General features: G+C 62.7%; 21 protein-coding genes. 14 read left to right on the top strand and 7 right to left on the bottom strand.

The features are described 5' to 3' along the window. Window positions 1-302: 302 nt before the first annotated feature. Window positions 303-2486: an NADP-dependent isocitrate dehydrogenase gene (locus tag HMPREF2635_RS05670; protein ID WP_070702128.1), complete on the bottom strand. Its 2184-nt coding sequence runs from the start codon at window positions 2484-2486 to the stop codon at window positions 303-305. 182 nt (window positions 2487-2668) lie between these two features. Between HMPREF2635_RS05670 and HMPREF2635_RS05665 the strand changes: the two genes are divergently transcribed. The 6 genes from HMPREF2635_RS05665 to HMPREF2635_RS05640 all read left to right on the top strand — a co-directional run bounded on the left by HMPREF2635_RS05665 (window position 2669) and on the right by HMPREF2635_RS05640 (window position 8056). Further along, on the top strand, window positions 2669-3904 hold the full coding sequence (locus HMPREF2635_RS05665) for an MFS transporter (protein WP_198531389.1): 1236 nt from the start codon (window positions 2669-2671) through the stop codon (window positions 3902-3904). A gap of 10 nt (window positions 3905-3914) precedes the next feature. Then, on the top strand, window positions 3915-4814 hold the full coding sequence (locus HMPREF2635_RS05660) for an exodeoxyribonuclease III (RefSeq protein ID WP_070511440.1): 900 nt from the start codon (window positions 3915-3917) through the stop codon (window positions 4812-4814). Window positions 4815-4879: 65 nt separating this feature from the next. Beyond that, the gene (locus tag HMPREF2635_RS05655; RefSeq protein ID WP_049157254.1) at window positions 4880-5071 is read left to right on the top strand and encodes a hypothetical protein; all 192 of its coding nucleotides are present in this window, start codon (window positions 4880-4882) and stop codon (window positions 5069-5071) included. Window positions 5072-5119: 48 nt separating this feature from the next. After that, window positions 5120-6154: a tryptophan--tRNA ligase gene (trpS, locus tag HMPREF2635_RS05650; protein WP_070511442.1), complete on the top strand. Its 1035-nt coding sequence runs from the start codon at window positions 5120-5122 to the stop codon at window positions 6152-6154. Window positions 6155-6228: 74 nt separating this feature from the next. Next, window positions 6229-7311 (top strand): YhjD/YihY/BrkB family envelope integrity protein, encoded by a 1083-nt coding sequence (locus HMPREF2635_RS05645; protein ID WP_049157256.1) that lies wholly within the window; start codon window positions 6229-6231, stop codon window positions 7309-7311. A 4-nt stretch (window positions 7312-7315) separates the two neighbouring features. Continuing rightward, window positions 7316-8056 (top strand): RDD family protein, encoded by a 741-nt coding sequence (locus tag HMPREF2635_RS05640; RefSeq protein ID WP_070511444.1) that lies wholly within the window; start codon window positions 7316-7318, stop codon window positions 8054-8056. Here the strand turns inward: HMPREF2635_RS05640 and HMPREF2635_RS05635 are convergent. Then, window positions 8031-9251, bottom strand: coding sequence for a D-alanyl-D-alanine carboxypeptidase family protein (locus HMPREF2635_RS05635; RefSeq protein ID WP_070511446.1), 1221 nt, complete (start codon window positions 9249-9251; stop codon window positions 8031-8033). The two genes, HMPREF2635_RS05640 and HMPREF2635_RS05635, sit on opposite strands and share 26 nt — an antisense overlap. Window positions 9252-9290: 39 nt before the next feature. Between HMPREF2635_RS05635 and HMPREF2635_RS05630 the strand changes: the two genes are divergently transcribed. Continuing rightward, a complete protein-coding gene (locus HMPREF2635_RS05630; RefSeq protein ID WP_198531387.1) occupies window positions 9291-10154 on the top strand; it encodes an amidohydrolase family protein in 864 nt (287 codons plus the stop codon). A gap of 3 nt (window positions 10155-10157) precedes the next feature. Here the strand turns inward: HMPREF2635_RS05630 and HMPREF2635_RS05625 are convergent, their stop codons facing one another. Genes HMPREF2635_RS05625 through HMPREF2635_RS05615 form a run of 3 tightly spaced genes read right to left on the bottom strand, consistent with a single transcriptional unit; the run spans window position 10158 to window position 12555 of the window. Further along, window positions 10158-11396: a hypothetical protein gene (locus HMPREF2635_RS05625; RefSeq protein ID WP_049157259.1), complete on the bottom strand. Its 1239-nt coding sequence runs from the start codon at window positions 11394-11396 to the stop codon at window positions 10158-10160. 11 nt (window positions 11397-11407) lie between these two features. Then, a complete protein-coding gene (locus tag HMPREF2635_RS05620; protein ID WP_070821396.1) occupies window positions 11408-12271 on the bottom strand; it encodes a C40 family peptidase in 864 nt (287 codons plus the stop codon). Next, window positions 12271-12555: a hypothetical protein gene (locus HMPREF2635_RS05615; RefSeq protein WP_070821395.1), complete on the bottom strand. Its 285-nt coding sequence runs from the start codon at window positions 12553-12555 to the stop codon at window positions 12271-12273. The genes HMPREF2635_RS05620 and HMPREF2635_RS05615 overlap by 1 nt, the downstream gene beginning before the upstream one ends. A gap of 61 nt (window positions 12556-12616) precedes the next feature. Here HMPREF2635_RS05615 and upp point away from each other — a divergent pair, with 61 nt between their 5' ends. The 3 genes from upp to HMPREF2635_RS05600 all read left to right on the top strand — a co-directional run bounded on the left by upp (window position 12617) and on the right by HMPREF2635_RS05600 (window position 16048). Next, window positions 12617-13252, top strand: coding sequence for a uracil phosphoribosyltransferase (gene upp, locus HMPREF2635_RS05610; protein WP_046648363.1), 636 nt, complete (start codon window positions 12617-12619; stop codon window positions 13250-13252). Window positions 13253-13370: 118 nt separating this feature from the next. Continuing rightward, on the top strand, window positions 13371-14552 hold the full coding sequence (locus HMPREF2635_RS05605) for a M20 family metallopeptidase (RefSeq protein ID WP_046648362.1): 1182 nt from the start codon (window positions 13371-13373) through the stop codon (window positions 14550-14552). A 71-nt stretch (window positions 14553-14623) separates the two neighbouring features. Then, on the top strand, window positions 14624-16048 hold the full coding sequence (locus tag HMPREF2635_RS05600; protein ID WP_046648361.1) for an NAD(P)H-quinone dehydrogenase: 1425 nt from the start codon (window positions 14624-14626) through the stop codon (window positions 16046-16048). A gap of 48 nt (window positions 16049-16096) precedes the next feature. Here the strand turns inward: HMPREF2635_RS05600 and HMPREF2635_RS05595 are convergent, their stop codons facing one another. After that, window positions 16097-16834, bottom strand: coding sequence for an Ltp family lipoprotein (locus HMPREF2635_RS05595; protein ID WP_070511452.1), 738 nt, complete (start codon window positions 16832-16834; stop codon window positions 16097-16099). A gap of 123 nt (window positions 16835-16957) precedes the next feature. Then, window positions 16958-18265: a short-chain fatty acyl-CoA regulator family protein gene (locus HMPREF2635_RS05590; RefSeq protein ID WP_070511454.1), complete on the bottom strand. Its 1308-nt coding sequence runs from the start codon at window positions 18263-18265 to the stop codon at window positions 16958-16960. A 169-nt stretch (window positions 18266-18434) separates the two neighbouring features. Here HMPREF2635_RS05590 and prpD point away from each other — a divergent pair, with 169 nt between their 5' ends. The 4 genes from prpD to HMPREF2635_RS05570 all read left to right on the top strand — a co-directional run bounded on the left by prpD (window position 18435) and on the right by HMPREF2635_RS05570 (window position 25666). Then, complete coding sequence (gene prpD / locus HMPREF2635_RS05585; protein WP_070821394.1) at window positions 18435-19946, top strand: 2-methylcitrate dehydratase PrpD; 1512 nt, start codon at window positions 18435-18437, stop codon at window positions 19944-19946. Beyond that, a complete protein-coding gene (prpB, locus tag HMPREF2635_RS05580) occupies window positions 19947-20879 on the top strand; it encodes a methylisocitrate lyase (RefSeq protein ID WP_070821393.1) in 933 nt (310 codons plus the stop codon). Window positions 20880-20907: 28 nt separating this feature from the next. Continuing rightward, window positions 20908-22056, top strand: coding sequence for a bifunctional 2-methylcitrate synthase/citrate synthase (locus HMPREF2635_RS05575; RefSeq protein ID WP_070821392.1), 1149 nt, complete (start codon window positions 20908-20910; stop codon window positions 22054-22056). Window positions 22057-22234: 178 nt separating this feature from the next. Beyond that, window positions 22235-25666 carry a pyruvate carboxylase gene (locus HMPREF2635_RS05570; protein ID WP_070821391.1) on the top strand — a complete coding sequence of 1144 codons (3432 nt, stop codon included), beginning with the start codon at window positions 22235-22237 and terminating at the stop codon, window positions 25664-25666. Window positions 25667-25729 lie beyond the last annotated feature (63 nt).

The following is a 25729-nucleotide window of genomic DNA, read 5'->3' as shown; positions in this document are numbered from 1 at the left end:
TTTCATTTCTAAGAAGCGCCAGATTCAAAAAGTGGATGGCATCGACCGTAGCTGATGCTCCCATGGTTGTACGGGACGCTAGTCACCTGATTTTAGGCAGCGGAGAAATTGCCCAATGGCATCGGAGGAGGAGGGGGTGTTACACCGCCGGTAGAGCGTGAGGTGGGACCATGTCTCGCGTCACGCAGCGGCGTCGAAGGTGACTTGGTGGTTAAGGACGTCTTCGTAGGAAAACGACGGCGCCGCGCGCTCCACTACGGAGGGGATACGCGCGGCGGTCGGAAACATGACGGGAGAAAGAGTTACTTCTTCAGGCCATCAATGATGTCGTTGAAGGCAGCAACCGGGCGCATGGTCTGGTTGAGCTTCTCCTCGTTCGGGGCGTAGTAGCCGCCGAGGTCGACGGGGGAGCCCTGGACGTCGAGAAGCGCCTGCTCAATCTCGCCTGCCTTGGCCTCGAGGGCCTCAGCAACCGGCTTGAAGGCCTCCGCCAGCTCGGCGTCGTCAGACTGTGCAGCCAGCTCCTTGGCCCAGTTGAGGGTCAGGAAGAAGTGGGAGCCGCGGTTGTCGTTCTCGCCCACCTTGCGGGACGGGGACTTGCCCTCATCCAGCAGGGTCTCGGTGGCCTTGTCCAGTGCAGCGGCCAGCACACCAGCCTTGGCGTTGCCGTTGGTGTTGTGCTCGTGGCGGAAGGACTCAGCCAGGGCCAGGAACTCACCGAGGGAGTCCCAGCGCAGGTGGTTCTCCTCCTGAACCTGCTGGACGTGCTTCGGGGCGGAGCCGCCGGCACCGGTCTCGAACAGGCCGCCGCCAGCCATGAGCGGAACCACGGACAGCATCTTGGCGGAGGTGCCGAGCTCGAGGATGGGGAAGAGGTCGGTGTTGTAGTCACGCAGGACGTTACCGGTGACGGAGATGGTGTCCTCGCCCTTGCGGATGCGCTCGACGGAGATCTTGGTCGCGGTGACCGGATCCTCGATGGAGATGTCGAGGCCCTCGGTGTCGTGATCCTGCAGGTACTTCTTGACCAGCTCGATGAGGTTGGCGTCGTGGCCGCGCTCCGGGTCGAGCCAGAAGATAGCCTTCATGCCGGACAGGCGAGCACGGTTGACAGCCAGCTTGACCCAGTCCTGGATCGGGGCGTCCTTGGTCTGGCAGGCGCGCCAGATGTCCCCCTCCTCCACGTCGTGGGAGATGAGAGCCTCGCCCTTGGAGTTGCGGACCTCAACGGTGCCGGCTGCCGGCACCTTGAAGGTCTTGTTGTGGGAGCCGTACTCCTCAGCCTTCTGTGCCATGAGGCCGACGTTCGGGACAGTACCCATGGTGGTCGGGTCGTAGGCGCCGTTGGCCTTGCAGTCCTCGATCACGGCCTGGTAGACACCGGCGTAGGAGGAATCCGGGATGACGGCGAGGGTGTCCTGCTCCTCGTCGTTCTTGTTCCACATGTGGCCGGAGGTGCGGATCATGGCCGGCATGGAGGCGTCAATGATGACGTCGGACGGAACGTGCAGGTTGGTAATGCCCTTGTGGGAGTTGACCATGGCGAGGTCCGGACCCGCGGCCAGCGCGGCGTCGAAAGCGGCCTTGATCTCAGCGCCGTTCTCCAGCTTGTCCAGGCCCTCGTAGATAGCGCCCAGGCCGTTCTCGCCGTTGAGGCCAGCGGCCTCGAGCTCCTCGCCGTACTTCTCAAAGACATCAGCGAAGAAAGCGCGCACCACGTGGCCGAAGATGATGGGATCAGAGACCTTCATCATGGTGGCCTTGAGGTGAGCGGAGAAGAGAACGCCCTCTTCCTTGGCGCGGGCAACCTGCGCCTTGAGGAACTCGTCGAGTGCCTTGGCGGACATGAAGGTGCCGTCGATGACCTCACCCTTGAGGACCGGCAGCTTCTCCAGCAGGGTCTGCTCGCCCTCGGCGGTCTTCAGCACGATGGAGAGGGTGTCCTCCTCCGGCATGATGACGGACTTCTCGTTGTGGCGGAAGTCGTCAGCGTCCATGGTGGCCACGTTGGTCTTGGAATCCGCCGACCACGCACCCATCTTGTGCGGGTTCTTCTTAGCAAAGTTCTTGACCGCAATCGGGGCGCGGCGGTCGGAGTTGCCCTCACGCAGAACCGGGTTGACGGCGGAGCCCTTGACGGCGTCGTACTTCTCCTGAGCCTCTTCGTACTCCGGAAGGTCGTAGCCGGCGGCCTGCAGCTCAGCGATGGCCTTCTTCAGCTGCACCAGGGAAGCGGAGATGTTCGGCAGCTTAATGATGTTAGCTTCCGGGGTCTTGGCCAGCTCGCCGAGCTCAGCCAGGGCATCGGAGACCTTCTTGTCACCAAGGCGCTCCGGGAACTGGGCCAGGATGCGGCCGGCCAGGGAAATGTCGCGGGTTTCCACCTCGATGCCTGCGGTGGACGCGAAGGCCTCCACGACGGGCTTGAAGGAGTAGGTCGCCAGCAACGGCGCCTCGTCGGTACGGGTCCAGATAATCTTTGCCATGGTTCTCCTAAAGAAGTTGAAAACTGTTCAACCTCACAGGATACCTGTCTTATTTTCTCGCGGTGCCGGTCCCCCTGTGACTCGCACCACCAGCGGGGGAAGTCTGTGTACTTGGCACAACCTTTCCGGCTGGACTTACGAGCTCGGCAGGGAAAGTACTAAGGTCTGCCCACGTGAAACCGATGAATACCCGTATCCAACGCCGCCCCGTCCCACGCCAGACGGAAATCTCCGCGACGCGCCGCACCATCGTCATGATTGCCATGGCGCTGGGTGCTTTCGCCATCGGTACCACGGAGTTCACCTCCATGGGCCTGCTGCCGCTCATCGCGGATGATTTCGGCATTACGGAAGACACGGCGTCGGTAGTCATCTCCGTCTACGCACTCGGTGTCGTCGTGGGCGCCCCAGTCATCGCCGCACTTACAGGCAAGCTCCCACGCCGCCGCCTCATCATCCTGCTCATCGCCTTCTTGCTCGTGGGTAACCTGCTGACAGCCCTGGCCCCGAACTACGGCGTCCTGCTGGTGGCGCGCTTCATCGCGGGTCTGCCGCATGGCGCATACTTTTCCGTAGCTAATCTGGCTGCGGCATCGATGGCGCCACCGGGCAAGCAAGGGTTTGCCATGTCGATGGTGGGCATGGGTCTGTCCATCGCCACCGTGATCGGCGTGCCCGCGGCCCAGGCCCTAGGCCAAGGATTGGGCTGGCATGCGGCGTACTTTTTGGTCGTGGCCATTGCGGGGCTCACGATGGTCCTGCTCTTTTTCCTCTTCCCGCACATGACGCGCATGCCGGAAACGGATATGTTTACTGAGCTCGGCGCGCTGAAAAACAGCCAGGTTCTGCTCACCGTATTCCTCGGCACCGTCGGCTTCGGTGGCATGTTCGCCGTCTACACCTACATCACGTGGACCATGACGGAGGTCGCCGGCATGGACCCGAGCCACACGTGGATTGTGCTCATGGCCTATGGCATCGGTATGACTGTTGGCAATGTCGCCGGTGGTGCGCTGGCGGACCGAAACCTGGAATTCGGCATCATCTTTGCTCTCATCTGCATGGTCGGTGTGTCCGTGGCCTTCTACTTCCTGGCTCACAACGCATGGGCGGGCACGATTGCCTTTGGTGTCTTGGCCTTCTTCGGCTCCATTCTCGTGCCTTCCTTGCAGCTGCGCCTGGTCAACGTAGCGGGGGATGCGCAGACCCTCGCGGCGGCGTTGAACCAGTCCGCGCTCAACATCGCTAATGCAGCGGGCGCGGCTATCGGTGGCGCGGTCGTGGGCGCGGGCTACTCCTATAACTCCACCGCGCTGGCCGGCGCGGGCCTGGCGGTGGCCGGCTGTGTTACTTGGGTCGTCACCATGTGGGACAAGCGCCGCCGGGGCCCTTCCGTGAAGATTATTGAACAGAGTTAGACTGACCGGCATGAGTTTCACCATCGCCTCCGTCAACGTCAACGGCATCCGCGCGGCCTGCAAACAGCGCAATGAGAACAACCCGGGGATGAACGCGTGGTTGGATACCACGCCGGCCGATGTCGTCCTCATGCAGGAGGTGCGCGCCAATCCCGAGCAGACCCAGAAGGCCCTGGCCCCGGCTCTGGAGGCCGGATGGAACCTGGTGCAGGCCGAATCCGCCGCCAAGGGCCGCGCGGGCGTGGGCATCTTATCGAAGCATGCGCTTGGCGACGTCTCCGTGGGCTTCGGCTCCTTCGCCGAATCCGGCCGCTTCATTGCCGCCACCGTGGAAGGCGTGCGCGTGGCCTCTTTGTATCTGCCCTCCGGCGATGTGGATTCGCCGAAGCAGGATGAGAAGTACCTCTTCCTGGACGAGTTTTCTTCAGTCTTGGATGAGATGGCTGCGACCTACCCGGAGGCTGTTATCGGTGGTGACTGGAATATTTGCCACCGCGCCCAGGACTTGAAGAACAACAAGCCCAACGAGAAGAAGTCCGGCCACCTGCCGGAGGAGCGCGCTTTCATGGATCGCGTCTTTGGCTCCTTCCCGGATGCGCAGCCGCAGGAGAAGAAGGGGCTCGGGGATTGGCTCGGCGTGGTGGATTATGAGACCAAGACCGCCTGGGAAGCGGCCGCGGACCCGCAGTGGTTTGACGTCGCCAGGCGCCTGCACCCGGAGGCTGAGGGGCCCTATACCTGGTGGACCTACCGCGGCCAGGCTTTCAATAACGACGCTGGGTGGCGCATCGATTATCAAGCGGCCACGAAGTCTATGCTGGAGCGCGCGCAGCGCACGTGGGTGGAGAAGGCGCCGACGGTGGAGGAGCGCTGGTCCGATCACTCTCCTCTTCTGGTGGAGTACAAGTAGCCGAATTCAAGTAGTGGTACGATAATCCCGTCTTAACGTCCTTTTCTATTTCGCAGGAGATGCTCATGACCCGCGCAATCATCTACTTTGTCCTCGGCGCTATTCTGCTTGCCCTGGGTATCTGGTGGTGGACCATCGTCGGACCGTCCTTTGCCTTCCTTGGCCCGATCGTCCTCCAGGGCGTTGGCGGCGCGTTCATGGTGGCCGGTTTCGCCGTCATGATGGACGTCATTAGCCCGACCTCCCGCAAGATTTAACCGACGCACCGCCTCCCCGCCGGAGGCGGCAGAGTAGAGTAGTCAACCATGACTGACTCCACTTCTGCATCGACCTCCGCTTCTCGAGTCCTCTCTGGTATTCAGCCCACGGCGGACTCCTACCACCTCGGTAACTACCTCGGTGCGCTCAAGCAGTGGATTGACCTGCAAGACTCGCACGAGGCCTTTTACTTCATCCCGGACCTGCACGCCATCACGGTGGAGCAGAACCCGGAGGAGCTGCGCCACCGCACCGTGGCGGGCGCCGCACAGCTCATCGCATTGGGCATCGATCCGGCGAAATCGACCCTCTTCGTGCAATCCCACGTCCCCGCGCACGCGGAGCTGACGTGGGTTTTGCAGTGCCTGACCGGCTTCGGTGAGGCCTCCCGCATGACCCAGTTCAAGGACAAGTCCCTCAAGCAAGGCCAGGACCGCACGTCCGTGGGCCTGTTTACCTACCCCGTCCTGATGGCCGCGGATATCCTCCTGTATTCCCCGCACTATGTGCCGGTGGGGGAGGACCAGCGCCAGCACCTCGAGCTCACTCGCAACCTGGCGGAGCGCTTCAACAACAAATACGGCGAGGTCTTCCGCGTGCCAGAGGCCTTCATTCCGGAGGGCTCAGCCAAGATTTATGACCTGCAGGAGCCGACGTCCAAGATGTCGAAGTCGGGCGCAAACCCGAAGGGCATCGTGAACCTGCTCGATGCTCCTAAGACCTCCGCTAAGCGCATTAAGTCCGCGGTGACCGATGACCTCGGCGTGGTGGCCTTCGACCGCGAGAAGCAGCCCGGCGTGTCCAACCTGCTGGCTATCCAGTCTGCGCTGACCGGTGAGAGCATCCCGAACCTCGTGGACAAGTACGCGGGCCAGGGCTATGGCCACCTGAAGGTGGACACAGCAGAAGCGCTGGAGGCCTTCACCACTCCGCTGAAGGCACGCTACGACGAGCTCATGGAAGACCGCGGCGAGCTCGAGCGCATCTTGGCCCAGGGTGCCGAGCGCGCCACGGAGATCGCCTCCCCGCTCGTGGACAAGGTCTACGAGGCGGTGGGCTTCCTCCCCGCGCGCCGCGGCTGAGTTGGTTAGCATGATGAAGACTGTGTAGAGGACTCTGTAACTTATTTCTGTAATTCATAAAAAGGGGAAAGCCTGTGGCGCCAACGACTCAACCCGATGAGAAGAAGACCGATGACTACGGCATCGAGCGTGCTAATGCCGATGAGCCGGGCGCGGTAGATAAAGTCCGCGAGAAGTCCGGTTTTATCGACCACATCATGAAGATGCTGGACCGCTACGGCAGCCAGGGCGGAAACCAGTTCGCGGCCGGAATTACGTATTTCTCGGTTCTGGCTATCTTCCCCATCTTCATGCTCACGGTGGCAGCCATCGCCACCGTGTTGGCCAATCGCCCCGATCTCATGCAGCAACTGGAGGAGCAGATCGCGAACTCCGTGTCTGGCGATCTGGGGGATTCGATTACGCAGATTCTGCATACCGCGATTGAACAGCGCGGCGCGATGTACGGCATCGGTGGCCTGACTACCCTGTGGTCCGGGCTGGGCTGGATGAACAACCTGCGCATTGGCATTTCGGCGATGTGGATGCAGGATCCGACTGACGCCCCGGGCAACTTTGTGACCAAGAAGCTCAGCGATCTGCTGGGGCTCATCGGCCTGCTCGTGGCCATGGTTATCGCCTTCGGCGTGACGGCGGCGGGTTCTTCCGGACTGACCCAAAAGATTTTCGAGTGGGTCGGTATTGAGTCTTTCCCTGGCATGGGCGCAGTGCTGGTTGTGGCCGGTATCGTCATCGGCCTTATCGCCAACTTCCTCGTCTTCTGGTGGATGGTGGCCTTCCTGCCGCGCACGAAGGTTCCCACCAAGTCGGGACTGATGGGCGCGGCCATTGGTGCGGTGCTCTTTGAGGTAATCAAGCAGCTGTCCACCGTCATCATGTCCTCCGCGGCGGGCAACCCGGCAGGCGCCGTGTTCGGCCCCGTAATCGTCCTCATGGTGGTCATGTACTTGGTCTGGCGCGTCGTCCTGTACGTCTCCGCATGGACGGCCACCACCGAGGAATCCCTCGAGCTGCTCGTGCCGCCCGTCCCAGACCAGGCTGTCATCCGCGTCCGCAACGAGATCCGCCAGGGCCCGAACCCGGGCGTGACCCTGGGCGCCGGTGCTGCCCTGGGTGCAGCCGCAGCTGGTGCCTGGGCCCTGCTGCGCCGAAAGTAGGCCGATGCTACCAGCGTCTTTTGCCCCGAACCTGTACGAGCACTTCAGCCTCGATTCACGCGCGACCTCACGAGAACTGGGCGTGCAGTTGGCGGCTGCCGACGCTCACCTCGAAGGCCTCGGCTACCTCCCCGAAGCCCCAGAGCGCGAGGAGCTTGCCGTTGCCTCCCGCATTCTATGCGAGCCTTCCTCCCGCGCCAGCTATGACCAAAAGGTCGAGTCCGGCGCCCAGCTCACGTGGGCGCAGCTGGAGGATTACGCGACTACCGGCCGGTGGGGTGAGAGCGCGCACGCCCCAACGCCAACTCCGCCCCGCGATGATGCGCGGCGCGCCTCTCCCGGCAACCGCGTGCTCATGGCCGTCATTGACTACTTTCTCGCGGCCCTCGTGGTGTCCTTCATCGTCGGCTTTGGCTTTACCAACCCGGATGATAATTCGGTGTGGATCGTCAGCATCTCCAGCATCTTCACGGTGGCTTACTACATCTGTTTCGAGGTCCTCGCCGGGGCAACACCTGCGAAGATGATTGCCGGGTATACCGTGCGCGATGTGACGACCCACGAGAAGCTCACCTGGCAGCAGAGCATCAGGCGCAACTGGTGGCGCGTGGCCTCCCTCGTGCCGCTCATTGGGCCGCTGATCGCCTTTTTTGGTGCCCTCTACGTGGTGACCACGATTGGGGCCAAGAACAATCTACGCGGCCAGCACGACATCATGGCTAACGCCGAAGTAGTGAAAAAGTAGCAACCACTACGACGAGGAGCGCGACGAGCCCCGCCACCATCCAGCCAATCCAGCCCTGCGAGCCTTCGAAGGACGAAGACTCCGCAGCCACCTCCGCGGTGGCGGGCGCAGCCGGGGTGGTGGGAGCCGGGCTCGTAACCGCAGACTCCGCGGGCTCTTCCTTTCCGGCTGCGAAGTCATCTAGGTGCCCGACGCCATCGCCGGCGCGGACGTCGGAGGCTTCGTCGAGAAGCATCTGCGCCTGCTCCCAGGCGCGGAACCCATGCTCGACGGTCGTATCGAGGAGAACCGCCTGGAGGCGGCGCCCATCGCGGTCGATAGCGCCGACGAAGGTATGGTGTGCGTCCTCGGTATAGCCCGTCTTGCCGCCGATGCCATCCGGGTCGTTGAGGAACAGCCCATTGTCGTTCCACAGCTCATAGCCGGGCATGTCACCCCAGCCGGGAAACTCCACGTGCTCGGTGTCGACGATGCGCGCGAAGGTGTCGTTGGCAAAAGCCGTGCGGTAAATCAGCGAGATATCCGCCGCGGACGTCGACATGCCTGCCGCGTCCAGCCCCGAGTAGCTCGCCGCTACCGTCGAGCGCGTGCCAATCTCCTGTGCCTTCGCATTGACCTTTGCCAATGCTTCATCGTCCCCGCCAACAGCCTGCGCGAGAGCGTGCGCGGCGTCGTTGCCGGAAGCCATGAGCAAACCCTGCAAAAGCTGCTCCACGGTGTAGACCCCATCGGGGCCGAGGCCGACAGCGGAGCCCTCGATGGAGGCGTCGTCAAGCGTGGCGGTGATGCGCTGGTCGAGGGGAAGCTCCTCGATGACCACGAGCGCTAACAGTGCTTTGATGATGGAGGCCGGGCGGTAGCGCCCATTGGGATCCTTCATGGCGATGATTTCGCCGGTGTCCAGGTCACTGACCATCCACGCCGACGCCACCACGTCCTTATTGACCCGAAAACCGCGCGGAGCGGTCACGCCGCAGGCAGCGCCCTCAACAGCGGGCAGGGGAGTGGGCGCGACTTGGCCGGGGGAGAGTCGCTCGGAGGTGGTGGTTGGCTCCTCGGGAACGAGGGAGTGCGGGCAAGAGTCGGTATCCGGCGCGGTGGTGCGCGTGGGCGACGTTGACTCTTCCTCCTCTGCAAACGCCGGTGGCGTCGCGGCTAAGGCGAGGGCAGTCAGGATCGCGGGGACATGTTTCATAGCGTGCTTAATCCTAGACCCCGTCCTAGGATGAACCTCATGCATGACGCACCTCTGATTAGTCCCGAAAACAAAGACTCCGGCGCCGAGATTTTCGCCGGCCTGCCCAAGGTGACGCTCTTCGCGCCGCTGCCCACGGATGCTTCGACCCCGGACGAGCTCCGCGCGGCCACGCACGCTGTTGTACAAGCGCTTGCCGACGACCACGTGGTCTACGCCGAGCTCCGGCTGAGCCCCGGCGCCTTCCCCTTCGACGCGGCCGAGGCCCTCGCCGCCGCGCAGGAAGGGTTGGATGTTCCTGGAATCGATGCTCGGCTTATCGTCGAGGGCGATGCCAGCGAGGCCGCGGTGGGCGTGGCGCTGACCGAGCTGTCTGCGGCTGAGAAGCTCCGCGCGGACTTCATCCCGTGGGAGCGCGATGTCGATTCTTATGAGGATGCCGTGGCTGCAGTGCAGGCGGGTGCGACGCGCCTTGTTCATGCCACTGATCTTGTCGATGACTTCAGCGCGGATCTCGACGGCGTTCGCCCAGGCAGGGCCTCTGCGTGGGTGCGGGATCGCCGCATCGCGCTGACCTTCGCGCCGCTGGAGGAGCTGCCCGCAGAGGAGTTGGCTGATCACCCTCTGCCGCTGCTGCAGCAGCTCGGCTTTACCTGCACGGTGGCGGGGGAGAAGCTCAGCGACGTCTTCTTGGCCCTGAGCGAGACCTTTGGCTACGGGCTGGAGGAGTTCTTCGACCTCACCATCAAGGCGATTGAGAACTCTTTTGCCAGCGAAGAGGACCGCCAGCGCCTCATCGAGCAGAAGATTCTGCCCGCGTACGAGGAGCTGGCGGATCCGGAATTCGCGGAGGACGCTTCCGAGACAGAAGAAGCGGAAGAAGAGACTGAGTCCTCCGACTAGAAACTAAAAGCGGGAGAAGCGCTTCGTCAGCATCTCCTCCAGGCCCTTCCAGGACTCCGCGTGCTCGGTGTAGGGCTTGGAGGGAACGTAGCCTGCGTGCTCGGTGGAGCCGAGCATGTAGCCCAGGTAGTCCTGGAATCGCGGGTTCTGCAGCATGTAGGAGTTGATGGAGTCATCCCCGGACCAGTCGGCAGCATCGGCGCAGACTTCGTAGCAGCGACCCATCTGATCCGTATCGACCGCCTCCGGGCCCTTCTCAATGTCACGCACGATGCCGTTGAAGTTGTACTGGTTATCCGGGTGAACCGTGACCTCCAGCTCACCGGCGTTCGCTGCGGCAACGACCTCCTCCCAGGTGGAGACCTTGGCCAAGTCGTGGTCGTCATTTTCCATGATCCAGCGCACGAGCACCTTGGAGCTGGGGAAGGTGAAGATCTCGCCCCACTTGCCCAGGAACACTGGCTTGCCGTCGAGGTAGGTGCGCAGGGTGTAGACAGTCCTTTGGTCGGCGGTGATCTTTACCGGGTCGATGCCTGCGGCTGCCCACGGGGAGCTGTCATAAGGATCTGCCGATTGTGCGGCGGCCTTGCGCTCTTCTTCGGCCTTTTTGCGTGCTTCCTCCGCCGCTTCGGTGGCGGAGGAAATGCGGGTGGCGGCGCTCGTGGTTGCATCCTGGGTGAAATCAGAAGAAGGAACGACCTTGACCACCTTGTCGAGGTCTTCGATCACTGCGCGCCAGTTGCTGTGGATAACGCGGCCCACGCCGGACCACTCGCTCATGCCCTGGTCGCCGGCGTAGTGATCTGCACCGCGGGCAGGGTTGCGCAGGATGGAGTGCGAAGCGAAGAAGATGACGGTGTGCTCGGCGCCGCTGACCTCTGCCAGCGAGTGCGCAATCTCCAAGCAACGCGCGACCGTGGAGACGTTCTCGTGGCTCGGGCGGCCAGCGAGGTACTTCGGCATGCCGACGAGGTCGTACACGTGCTTCTTTTCAGGAACCACGCGGTCTGCCGCTTGGGAGTTGAACACTTCCCACTTGGGGTGATCGAGCAAGTCATGCTTCGTCCCCGACTCGAGGAAGCACAGCATTTCGGCTTCCGTTTTAAAGAGCAGGACAGACTCGTCATCACCGAGAAATGCCTGCCACTCGGAGCCGTTCTGGCGCCACTTTGGCGCCCATAGGGTATAAAAATCGCCCTCGGAAAGGGAGAGTTGGATAGGGACAATAGCGCGGGTGTTCATGGGGAAACAGTCTACCCTGTGGGCCTCCAGAAGCCTTTGAAAGCCATCCCCATGTTGTTGGTGCGCAATGGATTGGTTTGCACGGGGCTTCCGGCCTCCACCATCTGCCCGTCGCCGGAGTACATCGCCACGTGCCCATCCCACACGATGAGGTCACCGGGTTGCAGCTCCTCCGCGCTGACCTGTCGGCCCACGGTCTGGCTTTCAGCGGTGCGCGGTAGCTCCACGCCGGCCTGGCGCCAGGCCCATTGGGTGAGTCCTGAGCAATCGAAACTACCGTTGCCGGTTCCGCCCCAGCCATAAGGAGTCCCCACCTGGGATAGCGCTGCTTGTGCTGCGGCCTGTCCCTGCGTGGTTGCCCCGTTCTCCGCCGCCGGAGCGACGAGCGCGTGGCGCGCCGTGTTTTCTTCTTGGGGGCCACGCACCGAAGGCTGGACCGCACGCTGGCCGATGGGAACGAGGGGAGCCGCCGCCTGCAGAAGTTCGCCGGCTAAGTGCTTCAAGCGCTGAAGTGCCTTGCCGACGTACTCCATAGCGAGAGCCTGCAAAGCTGAGCGTGCCGCGGCCTGTGCCGCCGGGTTCGGAATGAGCAACCCCAGAGCTATAGGTAAACCGCGCTGGAGTAGCTCGAAGCCCAGTCCGATGAGTTCCCTGATGGCCGCTGAAATCAGCCCGCGCGCGGAATCCAGAGCGGAGCGGGCCGTGGAAAGATCCTCAGTGGCTTGGCGGGCGGTGTCCAACAGCGTTCGCGGATCACCGTGCGCTATCTCCGCGAGGGGTCCCGCGGCAGTGAGATCGGGCACAGTGGGCAGGGAGACGTCGGGAAGCTGCGCCGGCTGCATCCGCGCAATCTGAGCTATCGCTGATTCCAACATCACAGACCTCCACACGCGCTCGCGAGGCCACTATCGGTCTCCTCGGCTTCCCGCGCCATGCGGAAGCTGGACTCTGCCACCGCTCCGGCATCGGCCCTGACCTGGGCAAGGCGTGCTGTGAGATTCTCCATGGCGGCGTTGAACGCACTGCTAAAGCCGTCCACGACCGGCTCTATCGGTAGCTCGGGAGAAGGAGCGGGAGAGGCCTGAGAGACAGTGGCAAGTTCGTGGGCTAAGCGGCGAGTGTGTTCAGTATCAATGGTGAAAGTATCGAAGCTAGTCATGGCTTATTAGACTGTGCCGCCCGCTGATCGGTTCCCGGCCGATTCTTATACAGTGAAGGGCATGGATATCCACGTAGTAGACCACCCCCTCGCCACCTCCCGGCTGACCCTCATGCGCGATGCCCGCAGCGACAACGCCGCCTTCCGCGCTGCCTTGCGAGATCTGGGCACCATGCTTGTTTATGAGGCGGCGCGCGACCTGCCCGTTGAGCACTTTGAGTGCGTCACACCCGTCGCCACGGCCGACGGTACCCGCCTGCAGGACCCGCCAATTATCGTGCCCATCATCCGTGCTGGGCTGGGCATGATTGACCCGGCGCTGTCGATGATCCCTGATGCCCAAGTTGGCTTCATCGGCATGGCGCGCGATGAAGAAACTCACGAGCCGGTGCCTTACCTGGAAGCTCTGCCGGAGGATCTCAGCGGTCGGAGTGTCTTCGTGGTTGATCCAATGCTGGCCACGGGTGGTTCCCTCCTGCACTCCCTGAAGCTCCTGGCAGATCGCGGCGCTACCGACATCACGGCAATCTGCATGGTCTCCGCGCAGCCTGGCGTCGATGCGCTGGCTAACTCGGGGCTGCCAGTCCGCTTGGTCACGGCAGCGATCGATCCCTCCCTCAACGAGGATGCCTACATCGTCCCGGGCCTCGGCGATGCCGGCGATCGCCTCTATGGTCCCCGCAATATCGACCTGTAGCGAAACCATCGGTCGGGGCAGACCGCTCAGTATATCTAGCGCGTGACCTGCCCGACTAACTGAACCGCATGGTCTAGTTGTAGACTCTTCCCAATAGGAAACCACGGAGGAGGAAGCAGTGATCTCGGACTACGTCAGTGAGTGGTTCAGCAACCACCGCGCGGAGGTCATCGCGTGGCGTCGCCATATCCACCGCCACCCGGAGACCTCCAATAACGAGGTGGAAACCACCCGCTTCTTGTCCCGCACCCTGCGCGAGTACGGCTTGGAGCCGCAGCTTTTCCCCGAAACCGGCCTCATGGTGGACATTGGTCCCGATACGGAACTCGGGCGCCTGGCCTTCCGCGCCGACATCGACGCGCTTCCTGTCACCGAGGTCACCGGCCTCGAATACACCTCCGAGGTGCCCGGCGTCATGCATGCGTGTGGGCACGACATGCACACCACCATCGCACTTGCTACGGCCTGCGCCTTGGCGGACCTCAACCGCGAGCATCCGCTGGATTTCGGTGTTCGTGTTATCTTCCAGCCCGCTGAAGAGGTGTGGGTGGGCGGTGCCACCGACGTTATCGAGTGGGGCGCGCTCGAAGGTGTGAACTCCATCTTCGCCGTCCACGTTGAACCGAAGCTGCGCGTCGGGCGCATCGGCGTCCGCGCCGGCGCGATCACCTCGGCCACCGATGTTGTGGAAATTAACGTCTCTGGCCCGGGCGGGCACACGTCACGCCCGCACTTGTCGGCAGACGTCGTCTATGCCCTGGGCAAGCTGCTGACGGATCTGCCGGGCTTGCTCTCGCGCCGCGTCGATCCGCGCACCGGCACCGTTTTGGTGTTTGGCCAGGTGAATTCGGGTTATGCCCCGAACGCGATTCCCGAGACCGGCTCTGTGTCCGGCACGATGCGCACGGCGGACATTGGCATTTGGCGCGACATGCAGCAGCTCTTCGCTGAGTTGGTGGAACAGGTGCTAGCGCCCTTGGGCGTGGAACATGAGTTGGTCTATCACCGTGGGGTTCCGCCCGTGCTTAACGACGACGTCTCCACCGCCCTCCTCGCCAGCGCTGCCCAGGCCATCGACCCGCAAGCCGTGGTTCAGGCCCCACAATCCTCGGGCGGCGAAGACTTCTCGTGGTACCTAGAGAAGGTTCCCGGCTCCATGGCCCGTTTGGGCTGCTGGTCTGGTGAAGGAGAGCAGCATGATCTCCACATGGGGGATTTGGCGCCTGATGAGCGGGCCATCGGCGTGGGTGTCAAACTCTTTGGTTCCGTAGCAGAACAGTTCGCCAACGTGGAGGATTAAGCGCCTAAGCACTACACTGTGACAAGGATTTCCCAGAGTTCTTATAGGCAGAATTTTAAAAAGGAGCGACAGTGTCACAGGAAGCCCCCCGCATCGTAATTATCGGCGGTGGCCCCGCAGGCTACGAGGCTGCGACCGCCGGCGCCAAGTACGGCGCGCACATTACGTTGGTTGAGGAACAGGGCCCGGGTGGCTCCTCCGTTCTCTTGGACTGCGTGCCCTCGAAGTCTTTCATCGCTGGCGCCAACATTCGCACCGACTTCCGCCGCGCGGATGATATGGGCCTGAACCACCAGCTCGGCTCGCTGCAGCTGAGCCTGGAGGCCCTCAACGGCCGTGTGCAGGCGCTGGCTGCTAACCAGTCCCGCGACGTGCGCGCGGGCCTAGAGAAGATCGGCGTCAAGGTCATCGATGGGCGCGCTGCCTTCTCCGAGGACCAGCACGGTGTGAAGGGGGCAGCGCATAAGATCGATGTCACCCACAAAGATGGCACCACCGAAACCCTCGACGCGGACCTGGTCCTCGTTGCCACCGGTGCCACCCCGCGCATCTTGCCGGGCGCGCAGCCGGACGGCGAGCGCATCCTGACCTGGCAGCAGGTCTATGACCTCAAGGAGGAGCCGGAGCACCTCATCGTGGTGGGTTCCGGTGTGACCGGTGCGGAGTTCGTTTCTGCTTTCGCGGAGATGGGAGTGCGCGTGACCATGGTGGCGTCCCGCGACCGCATTCTGCCGCACGATGACGCTGACGCTGCCGACGTCCTCGAGACCGTCCTGGCTGAGCGCGGCGTGGAGCTGGAGAAGAACTGCCGCGTGGAGACGGTCTCCCGCACAGAAGACGGCAACGTCGTGGTCAAGACTCAGGATGGCCGCGAGATCCACGGTTCCCACGTCATCATGTCGATTGGTTCCATTCCGAACACCAAAAACCTCGGCTTGGAGCACGTTGGTGTGGCCACCACGCCGTCCGGCCACATTGAGGTTGACCGCGTCTCTCGCACCAACGTCGCCGGCATCTATGCCGCCGGTGATTGCTCCGATCTGTTCCCGCTGGCTTCCGTTGCGGCAATGCAGGGCCGCATCGCCATGTACCACTCCCTGGGTGAGGGTGTGTCCCCGCTGCGCTTGAAGACCGTGGCAACCGCCGTGTTTACCCGCCCAGAGATCGCTGCCGTGGGCTTCACCCAGGCAGAGATTGAGGCCGGTGAGGTCGCTGCCCGCACCGTCATGATGCCGCTGAACACCAACCCGCGCGCCAAGATGCGCTCCCTGCAGCATGGCTTCGTCAAGCTCTTCTGCCGCGCTACCTCCGGCCGTGTCATCGGCGGCGTTATCGTCGCGCCGACCGCCTCCGAGCTTATCCTGCCCATCGCCGTGGCGGTGACCAACCAGCTCACGGTGAACCAGCTGGCGGATTCCTTCGCGGTCTACCCGTCCCTGTCGGGCACCATCACGGAGGCGGCCCGCCGCCTTGTCGCCCACGACGACCTTGAATAAAGACCGCGAGTAAATCAGACCTGGCTCTGGTTTAGCTTCGGCTCGGATTTATAAGCCCAGTGTGCTCACGGCATGCTGGGCTTCTTCCATGGTGAATCTCTCGCCGTACTCGCTGGTGAGCTGATCGAGCAGCGCCGGGCCGGACATCGGCATCATCTCCTGGTAGTTTTCCGCTGCCTCGACGGCTTCGGCCATCCAATCAGCATTTGCCGTGTCCACGGCGTACTGTGCCTGTTCCGGTGTGAACTTCTCTCCGTACTCGGAGGTCAGCTGGTCATAGAGCTTGGCCTTGGAAAAGGCGGCGAAATCCACGTAGTGTTCGGCGGACTCGAGAGCCTCGGCATTCCAATCCACATCGAGCTGATCCATGGCGTACTGCGCCGCCTCCGGGGAGAATTGCGAGCCGTATTCGCTCGTGAGCTGGTCATAGAGCTTAGCCTCAGAGAAGGCAGAAAAGTCCACATAGCGCTTCGCCGCGCGCAGAGCATTCTTGTGCTCTGTGGGTACGGCGTTGTCATCGTTGCCAGTATCGCTTGCAGTGGATTCCACGTCAGCTGCGGCATTGTTGATATCGACGGCCGTGATGCTTGTGCTTGGCTCCGGTGCGGCGGTGTTGGTCGGGTCATCGCCGTCAGAACCCGCATTGAGGGCGACGCTGCCGAGCACCAATACCGCGATTGCCCCCGCGCCCCACTTGAGGCAGCCGCCTTTCTTCTTTTTCTTCGGTGCTGCCTGCCCTGAGGTTGGTTCCGGAGAGAACTGGGGAGCTGCATAAGGGTTGGACATGAGAGAGAACCTCCTGCATAGGTGAGTGAAGAGAACTCGGCGTGGTGCCGAACACGTCCTATAGTGGCAAGCCCACCGGACATCGCCGCAAGAGATTCGAAAGCCTAGGCGAAAATGAGAGAACTACGAGGTGGCGTATGCCGTCACCGGCGTGGCATTGAGGTCGAGGCTGACGGGCCGGCCCGCCTGCGGGAAGGCGCGCTGCGGGCACGCCGGGCGCGGGCAGGCGGCGCAGCCGGGGCCGATGGGGGTCGCCTCGGAAGGGGAGAGGTTGAGCGCGTCCGCGTAGACCACGCGATCCGCTTGTGCGATATCGCAGCCTAGGCCCACGACGAATTCCTTGCGCGGCGTGCCCCAGGCCTGGGCCTGTCCTTGGACGAAGCGCGCGATCCATAAGTAGGTGTGGTCATCGGGCATCGAGGCCACCTGGCGCGTGATGCGGTTGGGCGTTTCAAACGCGCGGTGCACCACCCACAATGGGCAGGAGCCGCCGCTGCGGGCGAAGTGGAAAGCGGTGGAGGACTGGCGCTTGGAGATATTGCCCGCGCGGTCGGTGCGGATGAAGGAGAAGGGAACACCTTGGTGGCCGGGTCGCTGTAACGTCGCCAAGCGCTGCGCGGTGGTTTCGAAACCAGTGCCAAAGGCCGTCGCGATGACGTCGATGTCATAGCGCGTTTCCTCTGCGGTGGCGAGGAACTGGGTATAAGGCATGGTCACGGCGGCGGCAAAATACTGCGCGAGGCCCAGAGTGCCAATGGTCTGCGCTTCCTCGCCCGGCAATTCTGCGACGAGTTCCGCGCAGTGCTCCGGGTAGGCCAGCAGGCAGTACTGAAGGGCCATCTCAAAAACCAGCTGGGATTCCGTAAGGCCCGCGCGCAGGTGCAGCTCCCGGTTGTGGAAGGTGCGTCGGCGCGGGGACGAGGAGGAAAATCGCGTCGTAACGCCGAACTCATCTTGCAGGACGGAAGCCAAGCGCCCGCGGCGCAGAACTCGGTCCCCGAGCGAATCGGAAAGCTCCTCGGCAGCGATGTCGAGACTGTGGACGTAGTTGTGCGCGTCGTAAAAGAAGTCGCGGACCGCTTCGAAAGGGCCGGGTTCGGCGGGGGTGTGCGCGGCGGCGTCGACAAGCCGGGGCAGAAGTTCGGGGAAGCGCCCGCTGAGATCGGTAAGAGTTGCCTCAGATGCTTCGGGGAAGAGTTGGCGCAGCTCGGCGAGCGCACGCAGGTCACGGTCCCCAGCGAAGTAGGTGGCATCAACGCCGAAGCGTTGGGTCAGCTGCATGAGGACGGTGACGGTGAGCGGGCGCTGGTCATTTTCCAACTGATTGAGATAGCTGGTGGATAGCCCCAGCTGCTTCGCCATGGCGGCTTGCGTGAGGTGGCGTTCCTTGCGTAATGCGTGGATTCTCGCCCCCGCGTAGTGCTTGGTCACCGTCTGTTTCCTCCTAAAAAGCCTTCCTGCCTGGGGATTCCACAAGTTTTGCAAGTAACGCAAATCCCTGCAACAGATAGTCACAGTTTACACATGTGGCAGGGCGCACGGACTGGGGTTAGTGTGATGCCTATCGCAATCGTTGTTCTTGTCTAGGAGGAGAACCCCTTTGATTAACCACGAAGTACGTACCCACAAGTCAGCCGAGAACTTCCCCATCGAAGAGCACCTCGCCTACAAGATCGCCAAGGTAGCCGCCGATCCCGTCGAGGTTCCGGCCGAGACCACCGAGATGATCATCAACCGCATCATCGATAACGCCTCCGTGGCCGTCGCTTCCGCCACCCGCCGCCCGGTTACCTCCGCCCGCGTCATTGCGCAGGCTCACCCGGTGCAGGAAGGCGGCGCCACCATCTTCGGTGTGGACGGCGCTTATTCCGCAGAGTGGGCAGCCCTAGCCAACGGCACTGCCGTGCGCGAGCTGGACTACCATGACACTTTCCTCGCCGCCGATTACTCCCACCCGGGCGATAACATCCCGCCGATTCTGGCCGTGGCACAGCACAAGGGGCTGACCGGCAAGGACCTCATCCGCGGCCTGGCTACCGGCTATGAAATCCAGGTCAACCTGGTTAAGGGCATCTGCCTCCACGAGTGGAAGATCGACCACGTGGCGCACCTCGGCCCCTCCGTCGCCGCGGGCCTCGGCACCATGCTGAACCTCGACGTCGAGACCATCTACCAGGCCATCGGCCAGGCGCTGCACACCACCACCGCTACCCGCCAGTCCCGCAAGGGCCTCATCTCCTCCTGGAAGGCTTATGCACCGGCCTTTGCCGGCAAGATGGGCATCGAGGCAGTGGATCGCTCCATGCGCGGCGAGGGTGCCCCGGCCCCGATTTGGGAAGGCGAGGACGGCTTCATCGCCTGGATGCTCCACTCCCCGGAGCGCACCTACACCGTCCCCCTTCCGGCGGAGGGTGAGGAAAAGCGCGCCATCCTAGACACCTACACCAAGGAGCACTCCGCGGAATACCAGGCGCAGGCCCCGATCGATATGGCCTTTGCTCTCAAGAAGACCCTCGCGGAGAAGGGCCTGAAGACGGAGGACATCGAGTCCATCGTCCTGCACACCTCGCACCACACCCACTACGTCATCGGCACCGGCGCCAACGACCCGCAGAAGATGGATCCGAACGCCTCCCGCGAGACCCTGGACCACTCCATCATGTACATCTTCGCCGTGGCCCTGCAGGACGGCGAGTGGGATTATGAGACCTCCTACTCGGATGAGCGCAAGCACCGCCAGGACACCATCGACCTGTGGCACAAGATTTCCACCGTCGAGGACCCGGAGTGGACCCGCCGCTACCACTCCAACGACCTGGAGGAAAAGGCATTCGGCGGCAAGGCCGTCATCACTTTCAAGGACAGTACCGTCATTGAGGATGAGCGCGCGGTGGCCGACGCCCACCCGCTCGGCGCCCGCCCCTTCGGCCGCGAGGAATACATCAACAAGTTCAAGAAGCTCGCCGCCGGCAAGGTCTCGGAGGAAGAGCAGGAGCGCTTCCTTGCCGCGGTACAGGACCTGGAGAATCTCACCGACCTCAACGAGCTCAACGTTCGCCTCACCGACGAAGCACTCGCTACCGCACCAGAAACCCCGAAGGGACTGTTCTAAATGGCTGGTCTGTTTGGCTCCACCATCAGCAACGCAGAAAAGCGCAAGAATTTCCGCGAGGCGCTGAACGCGCCGGGAATCACCACCCTGCCGGGAGCGTTCAACCCGCTCACCGCGCGCCTTATCCAAGACCTTGGTGGCTTCGGCGGCGTGTACGTCTCCGGCGCGGTGTTGGCCAATGACTTGGGCCTGCCGGATATCGGCCTGACCACTCTCACCGAGGTGGCGCAGCGCGCCGGGCACATCGCTCGTGCCACGGACTTGCCGGTGCTTGTCGACGCCGACACTGGCTTCGGCGAACCCATGTCCGCCGCTCGCACGGTTGCCGCGCTGGAGGACGCTGGCCTGGCCGGCTGCCACCTAGAAGACCAGGTCAATCCGAAGCGCTGCGGCCACCTCGATGGCAAGGAAGTGGTGCCGACGGATCTCATGGTCCGTCGCATCACCGCCGCCGTCAACGAGCGTCGCGATGAGAACTTCATCATCTGTGCCCGCACGGATGCCGCCGGTATCCACGGCATTGATGACGCTATCGAGCGCGCCAAGGCCTACGCCGACGCTGGTGCGGACCTCATCTTCACCGAGGCCCTGTACTCGCCTGAGGACTTTGAGAAGTTCCGCGCCGCCGTGGATACCCCACTGCTGGCCAACATGACGGAGTTTGGCAAGACCGAGCTGCTGTCGGCTAAGCGCATCGAAGACTTGGGCTACAACGCCGTCATCTGGCCGGTGTCCACCCTGCGCGTGGCCATGGGCGCTACCGAAGAATTCCTGCGCGACATGCAGGAAACCGGACTGCAATCCGAGGAGTGGCTCGAGCGCATGCAGCACCGCTCCCGCCTTTATGAGCTGGTGCGCTACGACGAGTACAACGCCTTTGACCAGAGCGTGTTCACGTACTCGAAGGACACTTACAAGCCCACTTTTGATTAATACCCCATAACTGCAAAGGAGAAATACCATGTCTGAGACCCCAGAGATCCGCAAGGGCCTGTACGGCGTTGTCGTTGATGAGACCGCCATTTCCAAGGTCGTCCCGGAGACCAACTCCCTGACCTACCGCGGTTACCCGGTCCAGGAGCTCGCCCGCTACTGCTCGTTCGAGGAAGTGGCGTACCTGCTGTGGAACGGCGAGCTGCCGAACCAAGGTGAGCTCGTGCGCTTCTCCGCTCGTGAGAAGGCACTGCGCCACCTGGACCGCCACCTCATCGACCTCATCACCTCCATGCCAAAGTCCTGCCACCCGATGGACGTTCTGCGCACGGCAGTCTCCTTCATTGGTTCCCAGGACCCGGAGGAGTACACCAAGGACTCTGAGCACATCCGCCGCACCGCGCTGGAGCTCATGGCGAAGCTGCCGACCATCGTTGCGCTCGATATCCGCCGCCGTCGCGGTGAGGGCTACATCGAGCCTTCCCGCAAGAAGGGCTTTGCGGAAAACTTCCTGTGGATGGTCTTTGGTGAGGAGGAAGGTTCCCCGGCACTGTCGCGCTCCGATATTGAGGCCTTCGATAAGTCCCTCATCCTCTACGCTGAGCACTCCTTCAACGCCTCCACCTTCGCCGGCCGCGTGGTGACCTCGACGATGTCGGACACCTACTCTGCCGTCACTGCCGCCATCGGCGCTCTGAAGGGCCCGCTGCATGGAGGTGCCAACGAGGCCGTGATGAAAAACTTCCTCGAGATTGGTGACCCTGCCAAGGTAGAGGAGTGGACGCTCAACAAGCTCAAGAACAAGGAGCTTGTCATGGGCTTCGGTCACCGCGTGTACAAGAACGGTGACTCCCGCGTTCCGACCATGGAGGCAGCCTTCCGTGAGCTGGCCAAGGACCACGGCCAGGAGCAGTGGGTGGAGGTGTACGAAATCATGGCGAAGACCATGTATGAGAACACCTCCATCAAGATCCAGCCAAACCTGGACTTCCCGGCTGGCCCTGCGTACCACATCCTGGGCTTCGACATTGAGTTCTTCACCCCGATCTTCGTGATGGCCCGCATCACCGGCTGGACCGCACACATCGTGGAGCAGAACGAGAGCAACTCCCTCATCCGCCCGCTGTCTGCCTACAACGGCAAGGAGCAGCGCTCCGTTCCGCCGAAGGAAATCTAGCGAAGGAAGAATTAGACCAGCGTGCTCATGCAGTGCGCTGGTCTTTTCGCTTCTATTTTCCCAGTTTATGTACAGGTTGCGGATTTCTGTTGACCTATATGTCGAATTCCGCCTCACGTGAGTACGAAGGGCACTACTCTGAGATCTGTATCGTGCTTATCTGAAAGGATTACTCCCAGTGTCTGATACCGCCCACAAATCCTTCTCCAAGGTCTTGGTGGCAAACCGCGGCGAAATTGCCGTGCGTGCTTTCCGTGCGGCCTTCGAGGTTGGTGCCAAGACGGTCGCCATTTACCCCAAGGAAGACCGCAACTCCTTCCACCGCGCGTTCGCTAACGAGGCAGTGCGCATTGGTACCGAAGGCCAGCCGGTCAAGGCTTACCTGGACATCAATGAGGTGATTCGCGCCGCCAAGAAGTCCGGTGCGGATGCCATTTACCCAGGCTATGGCTTCCTCTCTGAGCGTGCGGATCTGGCCCGCGCATGCCGCGACAACGGCATTAAGTTCATCGGCCCCACCGCTGAGACCCTAGACTTGACCGGCGACAAGGCTGCCGCTGTGGCTGCGGCCGAGGAGGCGGGGCTGCCGACTCTGAAGGACTCGAAGCCCTCGACGGACGTCGACAAGCTGGCGGAATACTCCAAGGACTTTGAGTTCCCCGTCTTCGTAAAGGCAGTTGCCGGCGGTGGCGGCCGCGGTATGCGCTTCATTGAGAACGAGGCGGAGCTGAAGACCAAGTGTGCGGAGGCTTCCCGCGAGGCGGAGGCCGCTTTCGGTGATGGCAACGTCTACCTTGAGACCGCGGTGATTCGCCCGCAGCACATTGAGGTGCAGATTCTGGCTGACTCCCAGGGCAACGTCATGCACCTGTATGAGCGTGACTGCTCCGTGCAGCGTCGCCACCAGAAGGTCGTGGAGATTGCCCCGGCCCCGACGCTGGACCCGGAGCTGCGTGACCGCATCTGTGCGGACGCCGTGAAGTTCTGTGAGCACATCAACTACGAAGGCGCCGGTACCGTTGAGTTCCTCGTCGATGAAAAGGGCAATCACGTCTTCATCGAGATGAACCCGCGCGTGCAGGTGGAGCACACCGTAACTGAAGAGGTCACGGGCGTGGACATCGTGAAGTCCCAGATGCAGATTGCCGCGGGCTTTTCCCTAGACGAGCTGGGTCTCAAGCAGGAAGACATCCACATCAACGGCGCGGCCCTGCAGTGCCGTATCACTACTGAGGATCCTTCCAACGGTTTCCGTCCGGATACCGGTACGCTGACCCAGTACCGTTCGCCGGGTGGTGCGGGCGTGCGTCTCGACGGTGCAACGGCCGTCGGCGCGGAGATTTCCCCGAACTTCGACTCCCTGCTGGTGAAGATGACCTGCCGTGGTGCCACCTTCGAGCAGGCGGTATCCCGCGCCCAGCGTGCGCTCAACGAGTTCACCGTGGCCGGCGTGGCCACCAACATCGGCTTCCTGCGCGCACTGCTGCGCGAGCCGGACTTCGTCAACACCCGCGTGGACACCAGCTTCATTCCGGAGCACCCAGACCTGCTCAAGGCCCCGCCGGCCGTGGACGAGTCTGGTCGCATCATCGACTACATCGCGGACGTGACCGTTAACAAGCCGAACGGCGAGCGCCCGACCATCCTGCGTCCCTTCGATAAGCTGCCGGATCTGGACTTTAACTCTGAGCTGCCGCGCGGTTCCCGCGATGATCTGCTGGAGCTGGGCCCGAAGAAGTGGGCGGAGAAGATCCGCAAGCAGGACGCCTTGGCCGTCACCGATACCACCTTCCGCGATGCTCACCAGTCCCTGCTGGCCACCCGCGTACGCGGCACTGCTCTGGTCACCGCGGCGGAAGCCGTGGCCCGCATGACCCCGGAACTCTACTCCGTGGAGGCATGGGGTGGCGCCACCTACGACGTGGCCATGCGCTTCCTCAAGGAGGACCCGTGGGTCCGCCTGGACTTGCTGCGCGAGGCTATGCCAAACCAGAACATCCAGATGCTGCTGCGCGGCCGCAATACCGTGGGTTATTCGCCGTACTCCAACGATGTGTGCACCGGCTTCGTGCAGGAGGCTGCCAAGTCCGGCGTGGATGTCTTCCGCATCTTTGATGCGCTGAACGACGTCACCCAGATGCGCCCGGCTATCGACGCCGTCCTGGAGACCAACACCACCGTGGCCGAGGTTGCCATGGCCTACTCCGGTGACATGTGCTCCCCGGATGAGAAGCTCTACACGCTGGATTACTACCTCAAGCTGGCCGAAGAGATCGTCAACACCGGTGCCCACGTCCTGGCTATCAAGGACATGGCGGGCCTGCTGCGTCCGGAGTCCGCATCCAAGCTGGTTATGGCTCTGCGCAAGGAATTCGACCTGCCGGTTCACGTGCACACGCACGACACCGCCGGTGGCCAGTTGGCTACCTACTACGCGGCAGCGCTTTCTGGTGCCGACATCGTCGACGGCGCCTCCGCACCGCTGGCGGGAACCACCTCTCAGCCTTCGCTGTCCGCCATCATCGCGGCGTTCTCGAACTCTTCGCGTGACACCGGTATCTCCCTCAAGGCAGTCTCCGACTTGGAGCCCTACTGGGAGGCAGTGCGTCAGCTCTACCATCCGTTCGAGAAGGGAATTCCTGGCCCGACCGGCCGCGTGTACCGCCACGAGATTCCGGGTGGACAGCTGTCCAACCTGCGCGCACAGGCTACCGCGCTGGGCTTGGAGGACCGCTTCGAAATCATCGAGGACACCTACGCTGCGGTGAATGAGATGCTCGGCCGCCCGACCAAGGTGACCCCGTCCTCCAAGGTGGTTGGTGACCTCGCCCTGCACCTCGTGGGTGCTGGCGTGGACCCAGCTGACTTCGAGGCCAACCCCACCAAGTACGACATCCCGGATTCCGTCATCGCCTTCCTGCGCGGTGAGCTCGGTACGCCTCCGGGTGGCTGGCCGCCGCTGCGCGACAAGGTCCTGGAGGGCCGCGCGCCTGGCGACGTCACCGTCAAGCCCGTCCCTGAAGAGGAGAAGGCACACCTGACTTCGGATGATTCCACCGAGCGCCGTGCTTCCCTCAACCGCCTGCTCTTCCCGAAGCAGTTCGAAGAGTTCAACGAGTTCCGCCGCACCTACGGCAACACCGAGGCGCTGACGGACACCGTCTTCTTCTACGGTCTGGAAGAAGGTAAGGACTACATTGTTCACCACTTCCCGGAGGGCTCCAACGACCGTGCAGATCTCAAGCCCATTACCTTGCGTCTTGACGCGATGGGCGAGCCGGACGAGAAAGGCATCCGCAACGTCGTGCTCAACGTCAACGGCCAGATCCGCCCGCTCAAGGTGCGCGACAACAACGTCGAGTCTACCGTCGCCACCGTGGAGAAGGCTGACCCGTCTAACGAAGGCCACGTGGCCGCACCGTTTGCCGGCGTGGTGAACCCGACCGCCAAGCCTGGCGACGAGGTCAAGGCCGGCGACCAGATCGCCGTCATCGAGGCCATGAAGATGGAAGCCTCCATCTCCGCCACCAAGGATGGCACCATCGAGCGAGTCGCCATTGGCGCCGCCACCAAGGTGGAGGGCGGCGACCTCATCGCCGTTATCAACTAAAAGTCGACTTAGGTCGTGGATGGGTGAGCAGCGTCATTCTTGGCGCTGCTCACCGGTGGTTTC

The sequence above is a fragment of the Corynebacterium sp. HMSC035E02 genome (assembly GCF_001836065.1).
In the GTDB taxonomy this organism is placed as follows: domain Bacteria; phylum Actinomycetota; class Actinomycetes; order Mycobacteriales; family Mycobacteriaceae; genus Corynebacterium; species Corynebacterium hiratae.
This window is presented reverse-complemented; position numbering and strand designations above follow the sequence as displayed.

What these genes read in the sequence shown, in the direction of transcription:
- HMPREF2635_RS05670 (WP_070702128.1), bottom strand. Translation starts at nt 2,486, where the DNA reads ATGGCAAAGATTATCTGGACCCGTACCGACGAGGCGCCGTTGCTGGCG.
- HMPREF2635_RS05665 (WP_198531389.1), top strand. Translation starts at nt 2,669, where the DNA reads ATGAATACCCGTATCCAACGCCGCCCCGTCCCACGCCAGACGGAAATC.
- HMPREF2635_RS05660 (WP_070511440.1), top strand. Translation starts at nt 3,915, where the DNA reads ATGAGTTTCACCATCGCCTCCGTCAACGTCAACGGCATCCGCGCGGCC.
- HMPREF2635_RS05655 (WP_049157254.1), top strand. Translation starts at nt 4,880, where the DNA reads ATGACCCGCGCAATCATCTACTTTGTCCTCGGCGCTATTCTGCTTGCC.
- trpS (WP_070511442.1), top strand. Translation starts at nt 5,120, where the DNA reads ATGACTGACTCCACTTCTGCATCGACCTCCGCTTCTCGAGTCCTCTCT.
- HMPREF2635_RS05640 (WP_070511444.1), top strand. Translation starts at nt 7,316, where the DNA reads ATGCTACCAGCGTCTTTTGCCCCGAACCTGTACGAGCACTTCAGCCTC.
- HMPREF2635_RS05635 (WP_070511446.1), bottom strand. Translation starts at nt 9,251, where the DNA reads ATGAAACATGTCCCCGCGATCCTGACTGCCCTCGCCTTAGCCGCGACG.
- HMPREF2635_RS05630 (WP_198531387.1), top strand. Translation starts at nt 9,291, where the DNA reads ATGCATGACGCACCTCTGATTAGTCCCGAAAACAAAGACTCCGGCGCC.
- HMPREF2635_RS05625 (WP_049157259.1), bottom strand. Translation starts at nt 11,396, where the DNA reads ATGAACACCCGCGCTATTGTCCCTATCCAACTCTCCCTTTCCGAGGGC.
- HMPREF2635_RS05620 (WP_070821396.1), bottom strand. Translation starts at nt 12,271, where the DNA reads ATGTTGGAATCAGCGATAGCTCAGATTGCGCGGATGCAGCCGGCGCAG.
- HMPREF2635_RS05615 (WP_070821395.1), bottom strand. Translation starts at nt 12,555, where the DNA reads ATGACTAGCTTCGATACTTTCACCATTGATACTGAACACACTCGCCGC.
- upp (WP_046648363.1), top strand. Translation starts at nt 12,617, where the DNA reads ATGGATATCCACGTAGTAGACCACCCCCTCGCCACCTCCCGGCTGACC.
- HMPREF2635_RS05595 (WP_070511452.1), bottom strand. Translation starts at nt 16,834, where the DNA reads ATGTCCAACCCTTATGCAGCTCCCCAGTTCTCTCCGGAACCAACCTCA.
- prpB (WP_070821393.1), top strand. Translation starts at nt 19,947, where the DNA reads ATGGCTGGTCTGTTTGGCTCCACCATCAGCAACGCAGAAAAGCGCAAG.
- HMPREF2635_RS05575 (WP_070821392.1), top strand. Translation starts at nt 20,908, where the DNA reads ATGTCTGAGACCCCAGAGATCCGCAAGGGCCTGTACGGCGTTGTCGTT.